This is a genomic window from Hahella sp. KA22 (assembly GCF_004135205.1).
Lineage (GTDB): Bacteria > Pseudomonadota > Gammaproteobacteria > Pseudomonadales > Oleiphilaceae > Hahella.
This window is the reverse complement of sequence record NZ_CP035490.1, coordinates 5,716,109-5,737,347: the sequence shown is the minus strand read 5'-3', so window position 1 is coordinate 5,737,347 and position 21,239 is coordinate 5,716,109. Positions and strand designations below refer to the sequence as shown.

Below are 21,239 nucleotides of genomic sequence, written 5' to 3'. Positions count from 1 at the left end.
CGGGCGCGCCTGTGACGTTTGGGATTACAGTGATCCGGTCGCGTCTTTCTCGATGGCTTCCGCCAATTCGCTCAAGAACGCGCTGCGCACTTTCAGTTTGGTGTTCTTGTGCGCTTTCAGATTCAACGCCGTCATTTTCTTGGCTTCCTCCATCGCCCTCGCCATCAGTTCTGACTCTTCCACGACGATATCCAGGAAGCCGGCTTCTTTGGCCTGTTGAGGCGCAAACATTTCCGCGTTGATGACGCAACGGTTGAGGTATACCGGCGCCAGACGCGCGCGGGCGATAGAGATGCCGGCGTGATGCATGGTCATGCCGATGGCCACTTCATTCAGGCCGATTTTATAAGGGCCTTCGACGCCAATACGCAGGTCTGCGGACAACAACAGGAAAGCGCCCTTGGCGACGGCGTGACCAGGGCAGGCGACGATAACGGGCATGGGGAAGGAAAGCAGGCGGTGCGACAGCGTGGACCCTTGTTTAACCAGCGCCATCGCTGACTCCATACTTTGCGTCATGACTTTCAAGTCATAGCCGCCGGAAAGCATGCCCGGCGTTCCTGTGATCACCACCACGGATTTACTCTGTTCCGCTGCGTCTAATGCGGCATTGAATTCTTCGATCAACTGCGGGGAAATGGCGTTGACTTTGCCGTTATTTAGCGTGATGACGGCAATATTGTCCTTGAGTTCATAACTCAATAACTCGCTCATCGTAGACTCCTTAACTGTGTGTGTTTGCTGTGTTGTTATAAGACTTATCAGGCGGCGTATTATGGCACAGAAACCCTTGCAGAGAGGCTATTGAGACAGCCGAGAATGCGATTTATGCGCGCTAACTCATTGTCCAGTCGAAACTATTGGGATAGTCCACTAAGGGTTGACATTATAAAGTGTGAGCCCCTTCACATTAATTAAACGTGAGGGATAACGGCCTTCGGTAATTACCTATCTAAAGCTCGGACTAACCCCTTCCGCATAGACTCAATCTGACTACTATAGACTGATCGCGCCTAAGAGGAGTTGTATAGGGCGAAAATGATAGCCGGCCAAAAGCAGGCCTATCAGATAAAAATAAATCTCCTATATGGACTGGAGGAATAAATGCTAACGAAGAAGACAAGCCTATCCATGGCTTTGAGCTCCCTTACTCTTGCTCTCGCCACCGCCGCTCATTCGGCCCCCCCTTCACGCAGCGATCTCTTGAATGAATTCTGGAGCCCGGACCGCCTGCATCCACTGGAATGCCGCTTTGGCGTTTTAAATAACTCCCCATGGGGACTGCCTCGCTGTATGCAGGCTAAAAACGTCATGACGCACCTGCAAATGCTGAACGACATCGCCGGCGCTAACGACGGCACTCGCGCCGCTGGCTTGCCGGGTTACGACGCCTCCGTCGACTACATCAAATCCACGCTGGAAAGCGCGGGTTATAACGTGACGCTGGCTCCATTCCCGTTCAACGCGTTCTATCCGCAGGGCCCAGGAACTCTGGAATCCACCGCTCCAGACACCACTTCCTATGAGTGGGAAGTTGACTTCTCTTATCTGTCGCAAACCGACGCAGGCGATGTAACGGGTCCTGTGGCGGCGGTTGATCTGGCGTTGGGCCCGGATAACGGCTCTACCAGCGGATGCGAAGCGGAAGACTTCGCCGGCTTTCCGGCAGGCTCCATCGCGTTGGTTCAGCGCGGCTCCTGTACTTTCCAGATCAAAGCGGAAAATGCAGCGGCGGCTGGCGCAATCGGCGTCATCATCTTCAACCAGGGCAACACTGACGATCGTAAAGGTCTGATGAACGCCACCTTGGGCGATGATTACACTGGCGGCATTCCTGTTGTGTTTGCGACCTATGACAACGGTGTGGCATGGTCCGGTACTGAAGGTTTGCAGATGCACGTCGTGACTGATGTCGTGAGAAAGCAAACCGAAACCGTTAACGTGATCGCCGAATCCAGAAGAGGCAATCCGGACAACGTCGTCATGGTCGGCTCGCACCTTGATTCTGTATACGAAGGCGCCGGCATCAACGATAACGGCTCCGGTAGCGCTGCACTGCTGGAAATGGCGCTGCAAATGCGTCGCGCGCATCCACGCAACAAAATTCGCTTTGCATGGTGGGGCGCTGAGGAATCAGGGTTGGTTGGATCTACACACTATGTGCAGAACCTGCCGGAAGACGAACTTAAGAAAATCAAGGTCTACCTGAACTTCGATATGATCGCTTCTCCGAACTTCGCCTACATGATCTATGACGGCGACGGTTCTGACTTCGGTCTGGAAGGTCCTCCTGGGTCCAAAGCCACTGAAAAACTGTTTGAAGACTACTACAAGCTGCGTGCGCTGCCTTATGAAGGCACCGAGATCAGCTTCCGTTCCGACTATGCGCAGTTCTTCACTGACGGCGTAGCCTTCGGCGGTCTGTTCACTGGCGCGGAAGTCGCGAAGACTGAAGAGCAGGCGGAGAAATACGGCGGCGACGCTGGCGTTGCTCTGGACCACTGCTACCACCAGGCTTGCGATGATATCAACAACATCGCGCAGGACGCACTGGAAATCAACATCGACGCCGTGGCGTTCGTAACCAGCTGGCTGTCTCTGTCCACCAAAGTTATCGATGACGAAATCGAAGCTGCGGCGAAGAAAGACGAAGGTGTTGCAGCGATGCGCGCATTCAGCGCGAGCTCCAGCTCCAGCGCTTCTTCCTATGACATTACTCACTGGGGTAAACACTGGATCAAATAATCCACTGATCCTTGGTTGGTAAACCCATAGCGCTTAGCCCGGCGCCGACTCGTGCGGTTCCGGGCTTTTTTTGCGACTGTAATCCGGCTCTTTGCAAGACGGATATGGACAGGAATACGAATCTGGTTTATTTATTCATCCGGCGGACCCGCAGTCTCCTTCTATTTATCTGAATGGACAGGCCCTCGTGTGTCAGCGCTTGCCTTCCACGGCGTATCGCCGTTTTAATCACGTTCTTCGTTTTCTGCGCCGTTGTGCTTTAGGACCATGCGAAAAGAGAAAATTCACCAACTGATTATCGCCAAACTGCAGGACGATCTGGCTGTCGCCCAGCAGGCGGCCAATACCGCTCATGAAACCGCCACCCATACAGAAAGCGTAGCGGAAAACAAATACGACACCTTCGGTCTGGAAGCGTCTTATCTGGCGGAAGGACAATCCCGGCGTGTAAGGGAATTGGAACTGGCGCTCGCCTCTTATCAGAATACCCCGCCCAAGTGTTTTACTGACCAAGACGAGGTCAGCGTTTTTGCGTTAGTCACGTTGGAGGCGGAAGACGGCTCCGAGCGTCGTTTATTCGTGGGGCCTGAAGCGGCTGGATTTAAGTTCCTGCTGGATGAGCAAGAAGTGCTGGTTATTACACGGCATTCTCCCATTGGTATGAAACTGATGGGGAAAATGGTGGGCGACGTGGTTGTACTGGTCGCAGCGGGTCAGGAGAAAGAATTTGAGATCGTCGAGTTAGAGTGATCCAAGTCGATGGGAAGTCTGATAAGACTTCCCATTACGCTCTCACTGGTCAGGCGGCGATATCTTCCATGCTGACCTGATTCAGCTGCATCCATGCCTGAATGTTTTCATTGGCGCTGACCAAATCGGTAAAATCATGCGCGATTGCCTCCTTTAGATCCGCCACAATCGCTTTGCGCACAGGTGGAGCAGAGGGTTGGTTGCTGCGAAAGTCCTCATCCAGATTAATGCGGCAGATTGCGCGATTGAACTCATAGTATCTCCAGCCTTCTTCCTTATTGCCGCCGCGGATGTCGATGGCGCAGGACAGTTCTGTTAGCGCATTCTCCCATTCCGGCGTCACTTTATCCTTCAGCGCGAAGCCCAGTTGTCCGTGGTTCATATGGTAGCGTCCGTCTGGGTCTGATTTGACCAGCGAGCGGAATATGGGAATGGTTTTCTCCATGAGCTGTTTGTTGTTACGCCAGTTTTCTCCGCGCACTTTCCAGGTCTGGTAAAAGATTTTCGCTTTGGCCTCCGGCGAGGCGGCTGCAATAGCTTCATCCAGCTCCGGTTGTGGGGCGGGAGGGAGTTCAAAGCTCGGGTTAAGCTGGCGGTCCACCAGGTTTTGCGCTTCGGCATCCAGTTTGGTCTGCTTCTTGATTTCCTCAATGTCGCGGTTCGCCTGCTCCATGCGCTCGGACAATGTGCCCAATGCGGTTTGATCCGCCTGACGAAAAGCGCCGGCGAGAAACAGGCGGGTCCAGAGATAGCCGAATAAAAATCCAATGATGGAAAAGTACAGCAACACCGATAAGGCGAAGATAGAGGCGTCCCGTCCGCCGCCGATGCCTTCCGCAATATAGCTGGTCACCGCGCGCAGGTGAGAGGGCATGGCGGTCAGTTGGGTCAGGCCGACGCCAACCAGCATCTTGGTCAGCCAGTCGGATATTTGTTCAAGATTGGTATTGGCGAGGTAACCCGCTCCCGGGCCGTCGGCGCCGACTTTGACCGCTCCGCCTGATTCTTGCTGCAAGGTGCGGGGAATGCCGAAGATAAAACCGAGTACGCCGCCCATAAGCAGGAACGCGCCCGCCACCATCAGGCCAACGCTGGCCACTGCCGTTTTTTGCGAGATCGCCGAAAATTGCAATGCGTAGAGGGCGATTGCCGCCGCCCCAGCCAGCATAGCTGTGCGTAATACGCGCAAGGCCTTGTTGCTGTCCGAAGTCTGCTCCCTTTCAGTACGTTCCATGGTTCTGATCCTGCCTAAAAGCTTCCTGTTGTAGTCTTTGTTTCCGAACATTTTTGCGCTCCCTTTATACCTCAGCGGCGGGACAATTGCAGTGATGAAATTGGCTGTGCGCTGGGCGTCAAACGATGATGGAACTGCTTTTATTCATGGCTGTGGCGATCCTGGCTGATAATACAAAACGCAACGACTTGTCCTGTCTTTTGCGGGAGGAGGGAGGCTTGCATCTGTTTGATAACTATGGCGTTATGAAGTCATCAAAAAAACGCAAGGAGAAAAACTGATATGCGCAGCCACGAGGTGGACTACAAGATCATCGGCCACGATATGCAAATGGTGGAAGTGGAGCTGGACCCAGGTGAAACCGTCATCGCGGAAGCCGGGGCCATGAACTATATGACCGGCGGCATAGAGTTCGAAACCAAGATGGGCGATGGTTCGGACCCTGAGCAGGGCTTCTTTTCCAAGTTGTTCAGCGCCGGCAAACGCATGATGACGGGGGAGTCTTTGTTCATGACTCACTTCACCAACAGTGGTCATGGCAAGGAGCAGGTTTCGTTCGCGGCGCCATATCCCGGCAGCATTGTACCGGTGGATCTGGCCAATCAGGGCGGGACCATTATCTGCCAGAAAGACTCCTTTCTGGCCGCAGCCATGGGCACCCGCATCAGCGTGGAATTCAATCGTCGACTGGGCAGCGGTTTCTTCGGCGGCGAAGGTTTTGTGCTGCAAAAGCTGGAAGGGGACGGCATGGCTTTTATCCACGCATGCGGGACTGTGGTGGAAAAGCGTCTCAATAACGAAACGCTGCGTCTGGATACAGGCTGTCTGGTGGCGTTCACGCCGTCCATCAGTTATGAAATCGAGATGGTGAAAGGCATACGCAGTATGTTTTTCGGCGGGGAGGGTATGTTCCTGGCGACTCTGCGGGGAACCGGGACTGTCTGGATTCAGAGTTTGCCTTTCTCGCGGCTGGCGGATCGAATCTTGGCTCATGCGCCCAAACAAAATGGTGGCGTAGAAGTCGGAGAGGACTGAAACTGACGTTTTATCATGATAGAGTGTGACGTCGTAGGCGTTTAACGTCATCGTGCGGGCGATCGTTTATCAAATTAATGACGGTTGTCCGCTTGATGCGACGCTTGCTCAATTGGCGGTCCATGAAGCCCGGAATGCTTCCATCGAGCCGCCGCACGCCCAGAACCCAGCAGTGTTCGCGGCGTATGAGAGGGATGTCATGCGGTCGAATCTGTATTGCCTTGCAAGGCCTTGCCTCTCTTAATGTGAAACTCTCTCACATCTCCTGATACTAAAAACGAAAGCAACATTACAGGCGGCTATGGTATGGATATTTTGGCAACCAGAGTTTATAGGAAGAATGGAAGTCACACGGCCGAAGAGAGCGCAAGCCGAAACGGTGCGCGCAATGGTCAATCTGAAACAACATCGCCACTTCAACTGTCAGCAGAAATCTATGGGATTCTGACCGTCGCGCTGGCGCGACACTTAGGGCCGGTCTCAACTCACCTTATTCGCAATGCCGCCTCGCATTCCCGTTCACTGCCGGAAATGATAGATACGCTGTCATTGCACATTCCCAATGGCGCGGAGCGGGATACTTTCCTTGATCGCGCCCATAGAAATGACGTTATGACGCATCCCGGACGCAGCCTGGACTCCGCTACGCGTCAAAAAACGGCCGCACCTGCGGCGAGCAAGCCAAAGCCCAAATATAAAAGCAGTGTTGGAACCGCCTTGAGTGAAGAAAAGCTGCAACGTCTGACGCAGCTTCTCAGCCGGTATGTCGGGCCGTTGGCGGGCTGTATCGTGCGCAAGTGCCGCGAAGAGTCGCCGACGGAAATCAAGCTTTATCAGGCGATGGCGGAGTGCATTCCTGATGAACATGAGCGGACTCAGTTCTTAAACAAAGTCCGGCTCAGAAGTTACTGAAAAGCCTTTCCTGACAGAGGGAAGAGCAAGAACGCGCCGCACGTCTACTGAGTTGCGGCGGGTGGTTATACGTGACGGTGGAGAAGGAAGCGCTCCAGCGTCGCGATAAACTGTTCCGGCTCTTCCAGGTGCGGATAATGTCCTGACTTTGAAAACATTCTGGCGCTATAGGCATTATCCGCCGGCGCTGTGTAAGTGTCTCCCGCCATGACGAAGTCGCCAGCGCCCATTATGTTCAAAGAGGCTTGTTTCAAGCTGCCGAAGTCATATACATCGTCCGGCCCTGACTGAGTGTGAATTGAGCCGGTAATCTGCTTAAACACCTCATCGCTTTCCTGTAACTCCGTCTGCGCTTTGATGGCGGCGTATTCATCCATGGCCTGAAAGTTCGACCAATAAAACAAGGCTCGCAGATCCCTGTGTTTCAGTTTCTCCCGGAATGCTTGTTTGGCGCTCCATAAGCTGGCGGGATTCTGGATATCATACTCAACTTCCTGCATCAGAGTGGCGTAGTCATCGCGTTGGAAAATCTTCATCAGGATCTGATCTATCAGGAAGTTCCTCTTGGCGGGAATGTCCGGTCGTAAAGACCTCCCCAGAAAAACGGCTTTGGTCTCAATAGTGTCGTCTTGTTTAAGTGCGTCATAAAGCAATCTGGCGCCGTAGCTGTGTCCGACCACGGCGCAGAGGCCAGGATGGCGGACGCCAAGACGATGAATGATCGCGATAAGATCGTTAACGTTATCCTGGTGTGTGAGCGCTGGCGACTTGGCTGAAAGTCCGCAGCCGCGCTGGTCATAGGAGATCCAGCCAAAACGTTCGCTGTAAATAGGATAACGTTGCAGCCACTCTTTGAAATAATGCGAGTGGCTTCCAGGACCCCCGTGTACGAATAGAACGATGGCGTTGTGTTGCTTTGGGTTATGGGTCCAGCAGTGCAGGTTTTCGCTCATGTCATTACATCCTGTATTGAGCTGATTAACGGGCGTGTTGTCAGCAATTTGCAAGAGACGCCCATTATTCTCCATTCGAATTTATGAATACAGAGCTAGCATTAATACTAGCTGTTGAATCAAAGGGGTATTTGATAACGTTAGTGACAAATTAACTCGAAAGGCGTCCTGTCCTTCCGTAGATAACAAAGAATGAGTCGGCGGCGAAAGTTGCGGCCGTAATTGCGCAATGGCCTGCGCAATAGAATTACAACGAGCCTAATATTCAGAGGTAACTGAACTTGAAAACAATAGAACCCAGCAGTGAGCAAACTCAACGTTTTGTAGAATTGGCCCGGGAATATTGTCAATGGAGCGAAGCGACGCCGGGCACCCAAGATGAAGAAATGGCGACAGCTACCAGACTGCTGGCCAAGCTTTACGCGACGATACTGGACCTGCCATTTGAACCGGCGGGTACGGATCTGGAATTTGAAACCATGACCCACGACGCCTGGCAGAAAGTCTACCAGCGATTCAGCTCGATGCCATTCACACAATATCGCGATATCGACGACCCGTTTGATATGCAATCCGCTTCCGTCAATGCGGGAGACATCGCCGATGATCTGGCGGACATCTATCGCGATATGAAAGACGGCCTGTCCTTATGGGACCATAATCACGTCAAAGAAGCCGTATGCTACTGGGAAGAAAGCTTTCGCATTCATTGGGGGCAGCACGCCATTGATGCATTAAAAGCCCTGCACTGGCGTCGTCATAATCGCTAAAAAAATTCCGAGTGTGCGACTGTATTGGTCGCTGCAAAAAGTAATATTACTCCTGCGACGGGATGGAGAGGGACGCTCTCATCAAGGACTCACAAATGGACTCACAAAAGGATTAGCCCGCAGACCCGGCTGGGTCGAAACGGACTTATAAACGGAATTGACGCAGAAGCGCTGTTAAACCCAGGCATGGAAGCCGCCCGTCGCCCTCTCTCTAAAGTCTATACATTGAGACTTTTCTGCAAACTCCCAATGCATTGATTGCGTTGACCCTATGCACTATTGAACCGGTCTTACTATTAAGAATACAGTTAGCCTGTCGTCGCTGGCGTATATCTATTCATTTTGTGCGCGTCCAGATTGGCTTGCTAATGACTTTGATAGAAAACATTGAAGAAACCGTAAAATCTTATCCCCACCCGGAGTTTTATATTGTCAAAACGGAATTCGGCCCTACTGCTATTAAGCTTTATTTTTCCTCTTGTAGGTGGATGCCTTACCAGCCAGGAGATAGTTCCCGCAGGTGACTGGGAGATAAAGTATTCTCACAGTCTCTCCAAATTTCCCATTAAAAGAATAGAGTTTTCTCCTGACTCAGAGCTTCTGTTTGTTGGCGCTTTGTATGATAACGCCAAGGTTCTAGCGACTGATAGCGGCGCCGTAGATGGTTCTTTGACATTTCAAGGTAAGTTGATTAACGCCAGTTTTATCTCTGACTCCAGCAATGTGGCGCTGGCTTATAGCGATGGTAGAGTTCAGCTCATGGACTCAAGGTTGGACTCTCGTCATGCCGAATATTTATTTCCAGTAGAGGCTAAGAAGGCGGACTTTTCAAAAGAAGGCAGGTACGTCGCTTACGGAAACTATTTATATGACTTTGAAGGTAAAGAGCTAAATCACTTTGCGGTTAAATACGACTTTCAAACAGGATTATCTTTTTCAAATAACGATATTCTGGTCGCATCAGGATTTAGAGACAGAGCAGTCTATGTGGTCGACCCCGCCAGAGATCGTAAGGTAACTTGGAAAGCGTCGGGAGATGTATTGGCCTCTGCCATTTCATCAGATGGCTCCCGTGCATTTATTGCATTGGATGGCGGCGTGATTCAAGTATGGGACGTTGGCGATGCACCGTCTTTGGAGAATGAACTCGACTTGGGAGAAAGCGCCGAATTAATCAGCTTGTCTGAAGATGGGAAGATCTTAAGCGTCGTTGGTAAGGATGATATATCTATCGTTAGTGCGGAAGCATTAAAGGTTCTGTCGAGAAAGAAAAACGAGGAGACCAACGTAGTTCGTATCCAAGACAATGGCTTGGTGCTTGTAGGCGCTTATTCTGGTGCAGTTGATTTTTGGAATGAAGGCTTGAAAGCCTTTCATCGGCTGAAAATTGCAGATGAGTCGGTAACCGCGCTTGATTACTCGACTCAGAAGAAGCTTATAGCAATTGGCACAGCGAATGGGCAGGTTTATCTGGTGCGCTGGCCGCTGTAATTAGTAATAAGCGGCTTACCTTGTTACTTTGCCGTCAGCAGCATATCAATATGAGGAATGCCGTCCTCGTCATACTGCTCGGAAATAGTGACGAATCCGAAGCTTTGATAAAACTTTTCCAAGTAAGCCTGCGCTTGAATCTTTATATCGTGTTGCGGATACAGCTCTCGAGCCCAATTCAAACCCTCACTCATCAGCTTTTTGCCTGATCCGCCGCCTCTCGCGGAGGGAGCGGTGACAATTCTGCCCAGGGATGTTTCGCTATATTTTATTCCTGGTGGGGCGAGACGCAGGTAGGCAGTCAGCGTTTCAACGCCTTCTATGTCGGACCAGCCCAGTAAATGCAGGCAGTCTTTATCCGCGCCGTCCGCATCCAAGTAGGGACAGTTCTGTTCCACAACAAAAACCTCTGACCGTAGACGCAATAATGCGTACAGTTCATCAAGCGTTAACTCATTAAAGGCTCTACGGGTCCAGTTGATCACAACTAATACTCCTGATGAGGTGTAGTGAAATTGCTTTGCTAGCTAGACTAGCACGGCCATAGGTTTTACCCATATTGTCCTTTGCGCTGATCGTCGAGGGAGATTGATTGGCAAAAGAGAAGCCTCCGGTTTTCACCGAAGGCTTGTTCAGAAGCTGTTTACCCCTTGTTCTGCACCGGTCGGAATGGGTAAACCCAGCTGGTGAAGGCTTGGACGCTGCGGGTTTGTATCCATACTTTGCCTTTGCCGCTGAAACGGCAGACAAAGCCTTCGCCGGAGAAGAAGAGGGACTTGTATCCGCCGACTTTGGTAATGCTGTAATCCAGCCCTTCCGTAAACGCGACGATATTTCCGGTGTCCACCACATAGTCGCCATCCACGTCCAGCATGATCATGCCGCCGTAGGTGTTGAACCAGAGGTCGCCATCGCCGCTACAGCGAATCAGGAAGAGGCTTTCGCCAGAGAAGAATCCTTTGGTTAGCCCCTGCCATTTGGTTTCCACCGTCACGCCCATGTCGGAGGCGACAAATGCGGAGTTCTGCAGAAAGATTGTTTCTCCCTGTAGAAATACGTGCGCCAGATCCCCAGGAGACGCCGGCGCGATGCCAATTTCGCCGGGACCGTTTTGAGCGGTGAACTCATTGATGAAAATGGACTCGGAGGTTAAGAAGCGGCCCAGACCGCCTTTCGCCTTGGTCTTCATGACCATGTTGGTGTCCATGGTCGCCATTGCGGAGGCTTCCACTCTGAGTGTCTTTCCGCCGGGCACTTGCACCGTCAGGAAGGCGAAGTCTGGTCTCCCTTCAATTTTGAATTTAAATCCCGGCTGATCCTGCTCCTGATCGATGCTCGCTTCAGGCTCAACCATGCTGGGGGGAGCAGCCTGTGGTACTGGCTCAGGAGGAGGCGGAACTGGCCTGGTAATCTCATTGTTTGGCTGCGGCTCTTCCGCTGCAATGACGGCAGGAGCGGGCGTTTCGCTCATTCCCACCTGGCTTTGTACGCCGATTTTAGTCAACGCCATTTGAATTTTATCCGCGGTGGTCTCATCTATGCCCTTTTTCACGACCATGGGGGCGCGGGAAAATATCTGCTCGGCGGTCTCTGGCGCAACCTTGAATAATTTGGCGAAAGCCTCCACCGCGCTTTCCCGGGTAACGCCGGGATTCAACTCACCTGTCACTGTGACTTGGTATGCTGCTGTGCTCATCATCACTCTCCTTAAGCTTTACGCGGCTTCAAGCCCGACGACATCGCCCATCCAAAGCTGGATGGATTATGCGATTGACACCAGACTGTGCCCTTGCCGTGGAATTTACAAACCAACCCTTCGCCGCCGAGGAATGAATGCATCCAGCTTTTACCGGCTTTGGTGATGGTGAAATCCAGCGTCTCGTTAAAGGCGACGATATGACCGGTGTCGACGATATATTCCCCGTCCACCTCCACCGGATAAATAGCGCCAAAAGAGTTAAGCAGCACTTTGCCTTTTCCTTTCATATGCAGCCAGAACATGCTTTCCCCAGAGAGGATAGACTTGAACCCTTGCCAGCCCAAATCGATTTCCACGCTGTGCTCGCAGGCCATGAAGGAGCCGCCCTGTACGATAAGGCTCTCATTGTCCAGTTCATAGGCCATCATGTCGCCAGCGAGCGTCGCGCCGAACCAGACTTCACCGTCGCCGGATTTGGGTTCGAAGTGGTTAAGAAACAAAGATTCGCCTGCGACCATGCGTTTGATCGCTTTCATCAGGCCGCCGCCTTGCTTCTTATGCGTTGTCGTCGTGACGTCCATATTGCCGCTCATGGCGATCATGGCTCCGGATTCCGCCGTGCAGATCTCGCCTTGCGCTAATTTGACCTTCGCCGCAGTGTTGCCTGGGCGATGGATAAGTTCGATGTCCATAATGCGCCCCTTAGAAAAGCTTTGGATTGATCCAGTCAGTCAGACCGGAAATGCTGCGGGTTTGAATGATGACTTTACCTTTGCCTTCGACCCGGGTTACCAGACCTTCGCCGCCGAAGAAGCTGGAGAACAGGCCGCCCGCCAACTGGATATGCAGGCTCAGGCCTGGGTCATAGGCCACCAGATGACTGGTGTCGACGATATACTCGCCATCAATCTCTTTTTCGAGCAGGGCGCCGTAGGCTCCGTACCAGACTTTGCCTGTGCCGGAGACAACCAACTTGAACAGACCTTCCTTGGCGATGAAGGATTTGAATCCCGCCCAGCGCACGCCCAGCGTGACGCCTTCTGTCGCGGCCAGAAAAGCGCCTGGCTGAAAACACAAGGTTTCATTATTCAGCTCGGCGCAGCGCACCTCGCCTGGCGTGGGCTGCACCAGGGTCAGCTTGCGCACGCCGCTGGTGTTATTGCTGAAGCGGTTAATGAAGAACGTCTCGCCCCCCAGGAATTTTCTTAGGATGGCGATAAAAAACGATCCATTGGTGCGCGTTTGCATATCCAGGTCCGCCGACATGCTGGACATGGCGTCAGACTCAGCCGTGATCTGTTCGCCAGGCTCCAGCTCGACGTCCACGTAACCGAACGCTGCGCCTCCTTTTATCTCTGCCTTCATGCGCTATCTCCGTTGTCGATAACTTTATTTCTTTGAATTTCGATGGAGCGGACTCTACTTTTCCGCCACAAACTTCTTGACCAGTTGCTTCAGTCTTTGGAATTCCGGCTCCAGATTGCGGTAGTCGCCTTCCTGATCGCTGATCCGCTCCTGAAGGTCGGCGATGCGATCCTCGGTGGCTGGGTGCGAACTCAGGAATCCCATGCTGTCTTTCATCAGATCCCTGGCGTCCTCGTCTTCGATTTGCTCAAGGCGCTTTTTCTCTTCTTCGATGATTTTTTCGAAGAAGGTAATTAAGCCTTTAGGGTCGATATTGGCGCGATTTAGCAATTCCAATCCCTTGGCGTCGGCGTCTGACTCAAACCCTCTGGAATAGCTCTGGTTCAGCAATAGCGGCGCGGCATTGGCCACGGTCGCCAGCAAACCGCTGACGTCGCCGAACAGCGCCTGAGCCAGCGCGTAAGTGCCGGCGGCCCCCATGATATTGCGCACGCCATGCTGCTCCGTGACATGTGATATTTCATGCGCCATGACGCCAAGAACTTCACTGGCGTTATCTGCGGCCAGGATCAGTCCAGAGTTAATAACGATGTATCCCCCAGGCAATGCGAAAGCGTTGATGTCGGATGAGTTGGATACGTAAACCTTATAGGTGTAACGTTCGTCATTAACGGCTTGGATCAGTGGGTCCGTAAGCGCAGCGATCGCCTGTTCGCCATCTTCGGATTCAAGTAGTTCGTTCTCTATCTGGTATTGACCGAATACCGTCTTGCCCAGTTTCTCTTCCCACTCGGCGGGAACCTGCTTGGCGGCGACGGCGGTGATGCTATCCATAAAAACGACAATTGAAAGCGGCGCTCCGATGATCAATGCCACGACGATGACGAGTACTGACCAGTTAATACGACGCACATTACGTGCTTTGCGTAGCTGGCCCTGCAGATGGTTGTCCTGATGCAGGGCAGGGTGATTTAGGATGCTGCGGTCGCTGGTGTAGAGGCTCCACTCGGGAAAGTCGGGGTGAGTGATGAAAACCAGCCTATCGCTGGCTCCGCCCATTTTGACTTGGGCGCCGGTGACTGGAAAGCGAACGCTGCTTTCGCCATTGGAGAACTCGACGAACCCGCCGGACACCGTCAGGGACCCTGATGCTCTGCCGTTATTGAATTGCTCGTGAAACGCATGGGCCTGATAGGTTTGCGTTGGTTCCATTCATCCCTTCCTGTATGAAATTCTGAAGTGCTGAAGAGGTCTGATAAAAAGGACAAGTTGTCAGGGACGGAATTAAATCCTCTTTCTTAATCGCCGTAAAGCAGAAACGGGGAAAAAGGCTTTGATTTAAAATAGTTGCAAACTTTAGCTGGCGCAAACGCCGTGACCCGTATGTTAAGGCGATCATTTTGTTGTGATGAACTGTCTTGTTTCCACTGTCTACTTAGTACACTGCATGCTAGAATCGCGCGCTTTTTATTCAAATGTAGTCTGTGGAAGTTAGAGTAAAGTTATGATGCTGCCTCGTTATTTGTCTGTTTTGTTGCTCTTGGGAGCGCTTATTTGTTTGCCTGGTTGCGGTGGCGGTGGCGGAACTTCTGCTACCGATAACAGCAATAGCGAAAGCGTGGAAACTGGAGGGGGGCAAGGAGATAATTCTGGCGACACGAGCAATCCATCTAATCCCTCCAATCCATCTAACCCCTGTGACGCCCCTGTCGGGACACAAGCTGATCTATCTGAAGATTGCCGAACGAAAGATTGGGAGCCGGCAAGCTCTCCCGATAGGTTTAAGGCGGGGCCTTCCGGTCTTTTGTATGTCCTGAGTAGTGAGGATGCAAGCAAGATATATAGATGGGACCTGACTACCCAGCGCTATATCAATCCTATTACGCTGTTAAATCCAATATCCGATCTTGAATATTCCGCATCGCATGAACGCCTGCTTTTAGGGCATCAGAACGGCGAAATTACGGCGATCGATATTACTAAAGATAAAACAGAACGCCCTTTCGCTAAGCCTGGTCTTAATATCATTAAACTTGTCGCGGCCGGCGACGATTTGTGGGTTGTGGTCCCAGGTGACAGTGATCCTTACAGCCCCGATGTTCTCTATTTATTGGACGCAGTCGGGCAAGTTAAGAGCAGTACTTCTATTGATGATCAGCTATACACTCTGCAATGGAATTCTGAGACTGGCCGTCTTTATTTCTTTGGTTACCAGACATTTCCGGGCACGGAATACTATTTCTGCGGATCAGGTGGTTATGTGACTAAAGGCGGCCTCTATTGGAGACGCTACAACAAGGATGCCGCGACAATTGAGCACTCCTCAGAGTTGGCGAGGTGCCTGGAAGACGGAGATTTTTCGTTGAGTCCTAACGGGGGAGCGCTGGTTGATCTGCGAGCCCAAATTCATGACTTAGACGGAGACTCCGCCCTAACTAAGCTTAGAAGTCCTTTTACTGATCCTGATGCCTTCGGGTTTGGGGAGTACAAATATAAGCAGACTCTCTGGCTTGAAGGACATATTCTGGCGACCTACATTCATGAGGGAAAAACCTATCTCATTAGATGGGACGATACTCGTCAGGTGGTGGATTACCGGATATACCCGGGAGTTGCAAAGGCGTTGGTTGACGCCGGAAATCAAGCGGCGCTTGTGGTTGAAGATGACGGTGAAACATCTATTTATAGCTACGATATCCGTCTGGACGATGATGGCGACGGCGTACCAAATCGTGACGATGCTTTTCCAGCGGACATCTCCGCCTCTAAAGACTCTGATAACGACGGTTATCCCGATGAATGGAACCTCGGCTTCACCGATGCTGATACGACGACAGGATTGTCCCTGGACGACTATCCCAATGATTCGTCATGCGCTCTGATTGAGCATGGCTCGCCCATGGACGTCAGTCTGTGTGATATCGCGAGAATGCATTCTGAGGTTGTTGCGACGATCGTTCAGGGTAATCGGCAAGGGGATGTGTTTGCTCTGAATAGCGATCGCAACGCCATCTATCGTTGGTCCGCTGTCGACCATGGATATAAAAATCCATGGCGTTTAAGTCAGCCTGTCGTTGATATGAGTTATTCCGATAGCGTTAAGCGTCTCTACGTTCTGTACAAGAATGGAGAAGTCAGATACTTCGATGAGGAAAATGAGAATCGCTTTTTTGCATACATGGTCGGCAATCCCACCACTATAATAGCCGGAGGAAATGCTGTTATCGTCATGGCGTCTCCAATGTCGGAAGGCGCCTGGTTGTACGACAACACTGGCCGCATTCTGTCTGAGGCCAGTGTACCGCCGGCATTGAATGGTTGGTATGCTTCGGGAAAAGACGATGCCTTATACTTTTTCTCGCACGACTTTCCTGAACTCATGATTTCATTTTCCAGCCCTAGAGATTTGGATTACATCGCCCAAGTCGATGCTCCGGTATCAGCCGGCTTTTTAGCGTACAACCCATTCAAAGATCTGTTGCTTATCGATAGGGCTGTATACAGCTTTGAGGAGGTGGGGCGTCAGCTGACCAATGCCGTTAGCTTGCCTCTGAGTTCGTTAAAAGGCGCTACTTGGACGAAAAGCAGCGGCCTTCTGGCTGTGTCGGAGAAAGAAGGTGGCGGGACACTCTTGACGGAATTGAACTCTGCTTTCGAGAAGGTTGCAGAACAGGAATATGAAGGCGCTCCAGTCGCGGTGTTTGGTGGCGAAGGCGATTATACGGTTGTGACAAAGTCAGACGAACGCATTGAAATAAATGTCTACGTTCCTGTTGTGACTGATTAACGTTAAATTTTTCTTCGGGCGGGAAGTTCTTTTCCGCCCCTTTCTACTTCTTTCTTTTCCCCCAATTCCGCAGTATTAGGCAAGTCTCCCGCAGGAATGATGTAGTTGCTCTTGTCTGACAAGGACTACACTTTACTGAGCTGTGTATGCCTATCAACCACATCCCGGGTCAGGGATATAAAGAATCAACGAATACTCTGTGGGGGCGATTATGGGAATCGAACTGACTATTAATGGAGAAAAGCGCTCGCTGGATGTGCCTGAGGATACGCCTTTGTTGTGGGCGATTCGGGATCATCTGCATCTGACTGGAACCAAGTTTGGATGCGGCATGGCGCAATGCGGCGCCTGTACGGTGCATATGAATGGTTCTGCGATTCGTTCCTGCGTGACGCCGGTTGGCTCCGTTCAGGGGCAGTCTATCACCACAATAGAGGGGCTGGAGTCGAAAGTCGCCAAGGCGGTGCAGGAAAGCTGGGAAGACGAGGCGGTCGTACAGTGTGGATACTGTCAGTCTGGGCAGATCATGTCTGCGGTGGCGCTTTTGCAAAGCAATCCCAAGCCCAGCGACAGTGATATCGACAGCTTTATGTCAGGCAATATCTGCCGTTGCTCCACCTATGTCCGCATTCGCGCTGCGATCAAGTCCGCAGCGGAAAAAATAGCGTAAGGAGGCTCTATGAAAACTATGAATCCCAGTCTGAGCCGTCGTTCCTTTATCAGCAAATCCACTCTGGGCGGAGCGGGGCTGACGTTGGCGCTATCGCTGCCTTCTTTGGCTGGCGCAGCGGAATCCGGTCCGGGGAAAACCGCAGGCGAGGCGGCTAGCCAGGACTTCGCTCCCAACGCATTCGTGCGCATCAGCCCAGATAACAAAGTGTACGTTATCAGCAAGCACATTGAGATGGGGCAGGGAACCTACACGGGTCTTGCAACCTTGCTGGCGGAAGAATTGGATGCGGACTGGTCCCAGGTCGTCGTTGAAGGAGCGGAGGCGGACGCCAAGCGCTATAACAACCTGTTCTGGGGACCATTCCAGGGCACCGGCGGCAGCACCGCCATGGCGAATTCCTACCAGCAGATGCGGGAAGCGGGCGCTAAAGCCAAAGCAATGCTAGTCGCTGCGGCGGCGACCTTGTGGAAGGTTCCTGCTGCGGAGATCAAAGTCGAATCCGGCAGAGTGAGCCACGATGGGACATCCAGGCAAGCCAGCTTCGGAGATCTGGCGGAACTGGCGGCCATGCAGCCAGTGCCGGAAACGGCGACCTTGAAGGATCCCAAAGATTTTCGCCTGATTGGCAAGAAGCTGGTGCGTAAAGATCCAGGTAAAACCAACGGGACGGCGATTTTTACCCAGGATGTGCAACTCCCAGGCATGCTGACGGCATTGATCGCCCATGCCCCCAAAGTGGGCGGTAAGGTTAAATCCATGGACGATTCCGCTGCGCGGAAAGTGCCCGGCGTCGTGTCGGTTATGCAGATACCCGCCGGCGTGGCGGTATTGGCGCAGGACTTCTGGTCAGCGAAAAAAGGCCGCGACGCTCTCAAAGTGGAGTGGGATGACAGCGCTGCGTTTCGCAAAAGCTCAGCGGCTATTCTCAAGGAATACCGCGAAGAGTTGAATAAGCCGGGGACGCCCGTCGTGCGCAATGGCGACTTCGACGCCGCATACGCTGCGGCGGAAAAGCAGTTGGACGCCATCTATGAGTTTCCCTTTCTGGCCCACGCGGCGATGGAGCCGATGAATTGCGTGATTCAAAAGAAAGAGAATGGCGCTGAACTCTGGTATGGCTGCCAGTTTCAGACAGGGGACCAGATGCAGGTCTCACAGATCCTGGGCGTGCCGATGGAGAACGTGAAGATCAACATGTTGTTGGCGGGAGGCAGTTTTGGTCGTCGCGCTAACTCGCACTCTGATTACATCGTTGAAGCCACGCAAATCGCCAAAGCCTATTCGGAATCCGTTCCGATCAAGTTGGTGTGGACTCGCGAAGATGATATGCGTGGCTGGTACTACCGCCCCATGTATGTGCATCAGATATCCGCGACCTTGGGTGCGGACGGTTATCCGTCAGCCTGGCGTCATCGCATAGTGGGCCAGTCGATTATCTCCGGCACGGGCTTTGAAGGCATGATGAAAGACGGAATTGACCCTACGTCTGTGGAAGGCGCCTCTAATTTGCCATACCACATCGCCAACTTGCAGGTGGATTTGCATACGATCAAGGAGGGCGTACCCATCCTGTGGTGGCGTTCCGTTGGGTCGACCCACACGGCTTATTCGACAGAAACCTTTATCGATGAGCTGGCCAAATCAGCCGGTAAAGATCCGGTCGCCTATCGTATGAAGCTTCTGGAAGGCCATCCGCGTCATCAGGGTGTACTGAAGCTGGCGGCGGAAAAGGCCGGCTGGGATAAGCCATTGCCCAAGGGGCGCTTTCGCGGCGTGGCGGTGCACGAGTCCTTTAATTCCTATGTGGCCCAGGTAGCGGAGATTGAGGCGGTGGACGACAATCGCTTCCGTATCGTGAAAATTACCTGTGCGGTGGACTGTGGGCTCGCCATCAACCCCGACATTATCCGGGCGCAAATGGAGGGAGGTATAGGTTACGGGCTGTCACCGGCGCTAGTGAGTGAGATTACTCTGGAGGATGGCGCAGTCAAGCAATCCAACTTCCATGACTATCAAGTGCTGCGTATGAATCAAATGCCGGATGTGGAAGTGCATATCGTGCCTTCGGCGGAGCCGCCCACCGGCGTTGGCGAGCCGGGTACGCCAGTTGCAGCCCCGGCGGTGGCCAATGCGTTGTTCGCCGCGACAGGAGAAATCCCTCGCAGCCTTCCATTCAGAAATCTGTTCGCCTGATATGAGCGCGCCGATGTTTGTGGAAAACGTGATCCCTGCGGCCTGCGCCTGGCTGGCTCAGGGCGCCAGGGTGGCGTTGATAACTCTGGTGGGCGTCGACGGTTCTTCGCCGCGCCCGCTGGGGAGCCAAATGGCGGTGCGTGAAGATGGGGTGGCGGTAGGATTGATTTCAGGAGGCTGCGTTGAAGCGGCGTTAACCCATGAAGCGGTCGCTGCTTTGGCGGACGGACGCAATCGCAAGCTGCGTTACGGTAAAGACTCTCCTTTCTTCGATATTCGGCTGCCTTGTGGCTCCGGGATCGATGTGCTGATTGACGTTAATGTGGGCGCTGACTTGTTGTTCGCTATGCGAGATCGGCAACTAAAACGTCAACCGGCGTTGTTGTGCATGGATTTGGAGTGCGCAGCCAACGGCGATGGCGCGCACCTGCAACTTGAAGTCTGCTCAGGAACGCAGGCTTCCGATTCTCATGTGAGTGGCGATCGCTTTGTCAGAGTCTACAATCCCGCCACTCGCCTGTTGGCGTTTGGGCGGGGAGAGATATTTCGACAGCTGTTGATGCTGACGCCTGCGATGGGATACGAAGTAGTGGCGGTCTCTCCGGGAGACGCGTCTGGATATACCCCGCCCGGCGTAACCAGATTGCATGCGCCGGACCATTTCGAGGAGGCTTGGAGCGACGCCTGGACGGCTGCGGCGCTGTTGTTCCATGACCATGAATGGGAGCTACCCATATTACGCAACCTGCTGCGCACGGACTGCTTCTATATTGGCGCTTTGGGGAGCATGAGGACACAGGCTTTGCGGTGCGAGCAGCTGGCGGCGGAAGGCGTCGGCGCAAAGGAGATTGATCGCGTCAAGGGGCCCATTGGACTGAATCTCGGTGGTAAATCGCCGCCGGAGATTGCGATTTCGATTCTTGCCGAAATTATTTCCCGCCGCGCATAAAAAACGGCGCATTACGCGCCGTTCTGAAATAATCCCCAGGCGATACGCCACATCAGCACTGCGATCAGCCCATCCACCAGTCGCCAGAATGAAGGCCGCGACAGCCAGGGCGACAGCGCGGCGGCGGCGATAGCCAGACCAAAGAACCAGATGATCGAGGCGGAGGCGGCGCCGGCTGCATAAGCGGCGGGGGCGGACTGCTGAGCGCCCACTGAGCCGATCAGGAAAAGCGTGTCCAGGTAGACATGTGGATTGAGGAGCGTAACAGCCAGGGTGGTCGCTACGACAATGCCGAGGTTACGTTTGACCGCGCCTTCCGCTTCCAATCCTGGGCCTGGATAGAGCGCTCGTTTGACGGAAAAGGCGCCGTAAGCGGTGAGAAATACCACGCCACCCCAACGCGCCCATTCCGCAATTTGGGGGAATTCCCTCAGTAACGCCGCCATGCCGAATACGCCGGCGGCGATCAGCACCAGGTCCGCCAGCGCGCAAATGGCGGCGACGGGAAAGTGATGCTCTCGCTTCAGGCTTTGCGCCAATACGAATGCGTTCTGTGCGCCTATCGCCACGATAATTCCCAAGGAAAGGCTAAACCCGTTGAAATAGCTCTGCCACATGCAGTTAACACCCTTTTGTTATGTGTGAGCGCTCATGTACGTTTATCGTCATAAGCATGGTTGTGG

At 52.9% G+C, this 21,239-nt stretch carries 20 protein-coding genes; 11 read left to right on the top strand and 9 right to left on the bottom strand.

All coding sequences use genetic code 11. The annotated features are described in order from the left end of the window. Positions 1 to 24 precede the first annotated feature (24 nt). Positions 25 to 714, bottom strand: coding sequence for a crotonase/enoyl-CoA hydratase family protein (locus tag EUZ85_RS25290; RefSeq protein ID WP_127972922.1), 690 nt, complete (start codon positions 712 to 714; stop codon positions 25 to 27). A gap of 390 nt (positions 715 to 1,104) precedes the next feature. Between EUZ85_RS25290 and EUZ85_RS25285 the strand changes: the two genes are divergently transcribed. Further along, positions 1,105 to 2,745: a M28 family metallopeptidase gene (locus EUZ85_RS25285; protein ID WP_127972921.1), complete on the top strand. Its 1,641-nt coding sequence runs from the start codon at positions 1,105 to 1,107 to the stop codon at positions 2,743 to 2,745. A gap of 267 nt (positions 2,746 to 3,012) precedes the next feature. Then, a complete protein-coding gene (locus tag EUZ85_RS25280) occupies positions 3,013 to 3,495 on the top strand; it encodes a GreA/GreB family elongation factor (RefSeq protein ID WP_127972920.1) in 483 nt (160 codons plus the stop codon). Positions 3,496 to 3,544: 49 nt separating this feature from the next. On the opposite strand, the gene EUZ85_RS25275 is transcribed toward EUZ85_RS25280, so the two are convergent. Beyond that, positions 3,545 to 4,729, bottom strand: coding sequence for a hypothetical protein (locus tag EUZ85_RS25275; protein WP_127972919.1), 1,185 nt, complete (start codon positions 4,727 to 4,729; stop codon positions 3,545 to 3,547). Positions 4,730 to 4,854: 125 nt separating this feature from the next. On the opposite strand from EUZ85_RS25275, the gene EUZ85_RS31280 reads away from it, so the two are divergent. The 3 genes from EUZ85_RS31280 (at position 4,855) to EUZ85_RS25265 (ending at position 6,676) form a co-directional block, all read left to right on the top strand. After that, a complete protein-coding gene (locus EUZ85_RS31280) occupies positions 4,855 to 5,010 on the top strand; it encodes a hypothetical protein (RefSeq protein ID WP_154194824.1) in 156 nt (51 codons plus the stop codon). A 1-nt stretch (position 5,011) separates the two neighbouring features. Continuing rightward, a complete protein-coding gene (locus tag EUZ85_RS25270) occupies positions 5,012 to 5,764 on the top strand; it encodes a TIGR00266 family protein (protein ID WP_127972918.1) in 753 nt (250 codons plus the stop codon). A 531-nt stretch (positions 5,765 to 6,295) separates the two neighbouring features. Continuing rightward, positions 6,296 to 6,676 (top strand): hypothetical protein, encoded by a 381-nt coding sequence (locus EUZ85_RS25265; protein ID WP_127972917.1) that lies wholly within the window; start codon positions 6,296 to 6,298, stop codon positions 6,674 to 6,676. Between the two features lie 65 nt (positions 6,677 to 6,741). On the opposite strand, the gene EUZ85_RS25260 is transcribed toward EUZ85_RS25265, so the two are convergent. Beyond that, positions 6,742 to 7,629 (bottom strand): alpha/beta fold hydrolase, encoded by an 888-nt coding sequence (locus tag EUZ85_RS25260; protein WP_164887351.1) that lies wholly within the window; start codon positions 7,627 to 7,629, stop codon positions 6,742 to 6,744. 281 nt (positions 7,630 to 7,910) lie between these two features. Here EUZ85_RS25260 and EUZ85_RS25255 point away from each other — a divergent pair, with 281 nt between their 5' ends. Both EUZ85_RS25255 and EUZ85_RS25250 read left to right on the top strand, forming a co-directional pair. After that, entirely contained in the window at positions 7,911 to 8,399 is a 489-nt protein-coding gene (locus EUZ85_RS25255) for a DUF5063 domain-containing protein (RefSeq protein ID WP_164887350.1), read from the top strand. A 429-nt stretch (positions 8,400 to 8,828) separates the two neighbouring features. Continuing rightward, on the top strand, positions 8,829 to 9,890 hold the full coding sequence (locus tag EUZ85_RS25250; protein WP_127972914.1) for a WD40 repeat domain-containing protein: 1,062 nt from the start codon (positions 8,829 to 8,831) through the stop codon (positions 9,888 to 9,890). A gap of 23 nt (positions 9,891 to 9,913) precedes the next feature. On the opposite strand, the gene EUZ85_RS25245 is transcribed toward EUZ85_RS25250, so the two are convergent. The 5 genes from EUZ85_RS25245 to EUZ85_RS25225 form a co-directional block, all read right to left on the bottom strand. After that, positions 9,914 to 10,375: a GNAT family N-acetyltransferase gene (locus EUZ85_RS25245; protein WP_127972913.1), complete on the bottom strand. Its 462-nt coding sequence runs from the start codon at positions 10,373 to 10,375 to the stop codon at positions 9,914 to 9,916. Positions 10,376 to 10,533: 158 nt separating this feature from the next. Next, positions 10,534 to 11,586 (bottom strand): TIGR00266 family protein, encoded by a 1,053-nt coding sequence (locus EUZ85_RS25240; RefSeq protein ID WP_241566860.1) that lies wholly within the window; start codon positions 11,584 to 11,586, stop codon positions 10,534 to 10,536. A gap of 11 nt (positions 11,587 to 11,597) precedes the next feature. Continuing rightward, positions 11,598 to 12,281, bottom strand: a complete 684-nt coding sequence (locus tag EUZ85_RS25235) for a TIGR00266 family protein (RefSeq protein WP_127972911.1) — start codon at positions 12,279 to 12,281, stop codon at positions 11,598 to 11,600. Positions 12,282 to 12,291: 10 nt separating this feature from the next. Further along, positions 12,292 to 12,954, bottom strand: a complete 663-nt coding sequence (locus EUZ85_RS25230) for a TIGR00266 family protein (protein WP_127972910.1) — start codon at positions 12,952 to 12,954, stop codon at positions 12,292 to 12,294. Positions 12,955 to 13,008: 54 nt separating this feature from the next. After that, positions 13,009 to 14,166, bottom strand: a complete 1,158-nt coding sequence (locus tag EUZ85_RS25225; RefSeq protein WP_127972909.1) for a M48 family metallopeptidase — start codon at positions 14,164 to 14,166, stop codon at positions 13,009 to 13,011. Between the two features lie 292 nt (positions 14,167 to 14,458). On the opposite strand from EUZ85_RS25225, the gene EUZ85_RS25220 reads away from it, so the two are divergent. From EUZ85_RS25220 to EUZ85_RS25205, 4 genes are all read left to right on the top strand, one after another. After that, positions 14,459 to 16,741, top strand: a complete 2,283-nt coding sequence (locus tag EUZ85_RS25220) for a hypothetical protein (RefSeq protein ID WP_127972908.1) — start codon at positions 14,459 to 14,461, stop codon at positions 16,739 to 16,741. Between the two features lie 211 nt (positions 16,742 to 16,952). Beyond that, positions 16,953 to 17,411: a (2Fe-2S)-binding protein gene (locus EUZ85_RS25215; protein ID WP_127972907.1), complete on the top strand. Its 459-nt coding sequence runs from the start codon at positions 16,953 to 16,955 to the stop codon at positions 17,409 to 17,411. Between the two features lie 9 nt (positions 17,412 to 17,420). Next, entirely contained in the window at positions 17,421 to 19,607 is a 2,187-nt protein-coding gene (locus EUZ85_RS25210; RefSeq protein WP_127972906.1) for a xanthine dehydrogenase family protein molybdopterin-binding subunit, read from the top strand. A gap of 1 nt (position 19,608) precedes the next feature. Beyond that, a complete protein-coding gene (locus EUZ85_RS25205; RefSeq protein WP_127972905.1) occupies positions 19,609 to 20,556 on the top strand; it encodes an XdhC family protein in 948 nt (315 codons plus the stop codon). 11 nt (positions 20,557 to 20,567) lie between these two features. Here EUZ85_RS25205 and EUZ85_RS25200 read toward each other — a convergent pair whose 3' ends face one another. Beyond that, positions 20,568 to 21,173 carry a LysE/ArgO family amino acid transporter gene (locus EUZ85_RS25200; protein ID WP_127972904.1) on the bottom strand — a complete coding sequence of 202 codons (606 nt, stop codon included), beginning with the start codon at positions 21,171 to 21,173 and terminating at the stop codon, positions 20,568 to 20,570. Positions 21,174 to 21,239: the final 66 nt, after the last annotated feature.

Coding starts and splice junctions, on each gene's coding strand:
- EUZ85_RS25225 (WP_127972909.1), bottom strand. CDS start 14,166: ATGGAACCAACGCAAACCTATCAGGCCCATGCGTTTCACGAGCAATTC.
- EUZ85_RS25205 (WP_127972905.1), top strand. CDS start 19,609: ATGAGCGCGCCGATGTTTGTGGAAAACGTGATCCCTGCGGCCTGCGCC.
- EUZ85_RS25285 (WP_127972921.1), top strand. CDS start 1,105: ATGCTAACGAAGAAGACAAGCCTATCCATGGCTTTGAGCTCCCTTACT.
- EUZ85_RS25210 (WP_127972906.1), top strand. CDS start 17,421: ATGAAAACTATGAATCCCAGTCTGAGCCGTCGTTCCTTTATCAGCAAA.
- EUZ85_RS25200 (WP_127972904.1), bottom strand. CDS start 21,173: ATGTGGCAGAGCTATTTCAACGGGTTTAGCCTTTCCTTGGGAATTATC.
- EUZ85_RS25215 (WP_127972907.1), top strand. CDS start 16,953: ATGGGAATCGAACTGACTATTAATGGAGAAAAGCGCTCGCTGGATGTG.
- EUZ85_RS25235 (WP_127972911.1), bottom strand. CDS start 12,281: ATGGACATCGAACTTATCCATCGCCCAGGCAACACTGCGGCGAAGGTC.
- EUZ85_RS25230 (WP_127972910.1), bottom strand. CDS start 12,954: ATGAAGGCAGAGATAAAAGGAGGCGCAGCGTTCGGTTACGTGGACGTC.
- EUZ85_RS25265 (WP_127972917.1), top strand. CDS start 6,296: ATGATAGATACGCTGTCATTGCACATTCCCAATGGCGCGGAGCGGGAT.
- EUZ85_RS25275 (WP_127972919.1), bottom strand. CDS start 4,729: ATGGAACGTACTGAAAGGGAGCAGACTTCGGACAGCAACAAGGCCTTG.
- EUZ85_RS25270 (WP_127972918.1), top strand. CDS start 5,012: ATGCGCAGCCACGAGGTGGACTACAAGATCATCGGCCACGATATGCAA.
- EUZ85_RS25240 (WP_241566860.1), bottom strand. CDS start 11,586: ATGAGCACAGCAGCATACCAAGTCACAGTGACAGGTGAGTTGAATCCC.
- EUZ85_RS31280 (WP_154194824.1), top strand. CDS start 4,855: ATGATGGAACTGCTTTTATTCATGGCTGTGGCGATCCTGGCTGATAAT.
- EUZ85_RS25290 (WP_127972922.1), bottom strand. CDS start 714: ATGAGCGAGTTATTGAGTTATGAACTCAAGGACAATATTGCCGTCATC.
- EUZ85_RS25220 (WP_127972908.1), top strand. CDS start 14,459: ATGATGCTGCCTCGTTATTTGTCTGTTTTGTTGCTCTTGGGAGCGCTT.
- EUZ85_RS25280 (WP_127972920.1), top strand. CDS start 3,013: ATGCGAAAAGAGAAAATTCACCAACTGATTATCGCCAAACTGCAGGAC.
- EUZ85_RS25260 (WP_164887351.1), bottom strand. CDS start 7,629: ATGAGCGAAAACCTGCACTGCTGGACCCATAACCCAAAGCAACACAAC.